The 1,496-nt window shown below is 66.4% G+C and carries 1 protein-coding gene; it reads left to right on the forward strand.

Features of this window, described 5'->3' with window-relative positions; translation table 11 throughout:
• Positions 1-63 precede the first annotated feature (63 nt).
• Entirely contained in the window at positions 64-1,413 is a 1,350-nt protein-coding gene (locus tag L0966_RS22135; protein WP_370640813.1) for an IS701 family transposase, read from the forward strand.
• Positions 1,414-1,496 lie beyond the last annotated feature (83 nt).

A 1,496-nucleotide genomic window follows, 5' to 3' on the forward strand; every position in this document is an offset into this window, starting at 1 on the left:
GCCTAGCACTACTTTGGCAGATTAACGGATTGATAACGTTGAGGTGTTGAGGTTTGCGCCCGGATGGGAGCGCAGGCCATGGCGAACTGGGATGAGGCGCTGGGGGAGTTCCTGAAGCCGTTCGTGGCCCTGCTGGGGCACAAGAAACGGCGGCAGATGTGTCCGCTCTATGTGGCGGGGCTGATTGGTCCGGGCGAGCGCAAGAGCATGCAGCCCATGGCCGAGCGGCTCGAGCCGGCACGGTATGACCGCTTCCACCATTTCATCGCGGATGGCCTGTGGGACGAGGCCCCCCTTGAAGCGGAACTCGCACGTTGCGCCGATCGCCTCGTGGGCGGCCCCGCTGCTGTCCTCGTCATCGACGACACCAGCCTGCCCAAGAAGGGCAGTCACTCGGTGGGGGTCGCGCCGCAATACGCCTCCATGCTCGGCAAGCGCGCCAACTGCCAGACCCTGGTCTCCGTGACGCTCGCACGCGACGAGGTGCCGGTCGCCCTGAGCCTGCGCCTGTTCCTGCCTCAGAGCTGGACCGAGGATATCGGACGGATGAGCGCGGCCGGCGTGCCGGAGCCGTTCCAGGCGCCGCGCTCCAAGCCCGAGATCGCCCTTCAGGAGATCGACCGCGTCATGGCGCAGGGCGTGCGTTTCGGTCTGGTCCTGGCCGATGCCGGCTACGGCCTGTCCGCCTCCTTCCGCCAAGGCCTGAGCACGCGCGGCCTCACCTGGGCCGTGGGCATCCCCAAGCACCAGAAGGTCTATGGCGCCGATGTTGCGCTCGTCTTCCCCGTTGCCGGACGCGGCCGGCCCCGCAAGCACCAGATCCCCGACCAGTTGTCTGTGTCCGCCGAGACGGTGCTGGCCGAGGCCCGATGGCGCAAGCTCTCCTGGCGGCGCGGCACCAAGGGGCCCTTGAGCGCACGCTTTGCCGCCTGCCGCATCCGGATCGCCGATGGACCACCCCAGCGTATCCACGACAAGGGCCAGCAGCACATGCCGGGAGAAGAGGCCTGGCTGGTGGGCGAATGGCGCACCTCGGGCGAGCGCAAATACTATCTGTCCAACCTGCCGGCCGGAGCCTCCCTGAAAAAGCTCGCCGCCGCCATCAAGGCGCGCTGGGTGTGTGAGCAGGCCCACCAGCAGATGAAAGAGGAACTGGGCCTCGACCATTTCGAGGGCCGCTCCTGGCGCGGCCTCCACCGCCACGCCCTGATGACCATGATCGCCTACGCCTTCCTGCAGCATCGACGCCTGGAACAGGCCACAGGAGAAAAAAAGCCTGCGATGGGGACCACCTCGACCGACCCTGCCTCAGGTCCGCAGAGCCGTCCTCAAGGCACTCTCCTCGACATCGCCAACTTGTCCCCACTGCCGAAGGGCCATCTGGAGACCGCCAATCTGATTCTGCCAAAGTAGTGTTAGGGCCGATCGACATTCAGCACATGCGGCGCCGCTATACCCCACTACCGCCACACGCCTCATAGCGCGGCTCCTCTCCC

It is taken from the genome of Xanthobacter sp. NM-59 (genome assembly GCF_021401125.1).
Taxonomy (GTDB): Bacteria; Pseudomonadota; Alphaproteobacteria; order Rhizobiales; family Xanthobacteraceae; genus Xanthobacter.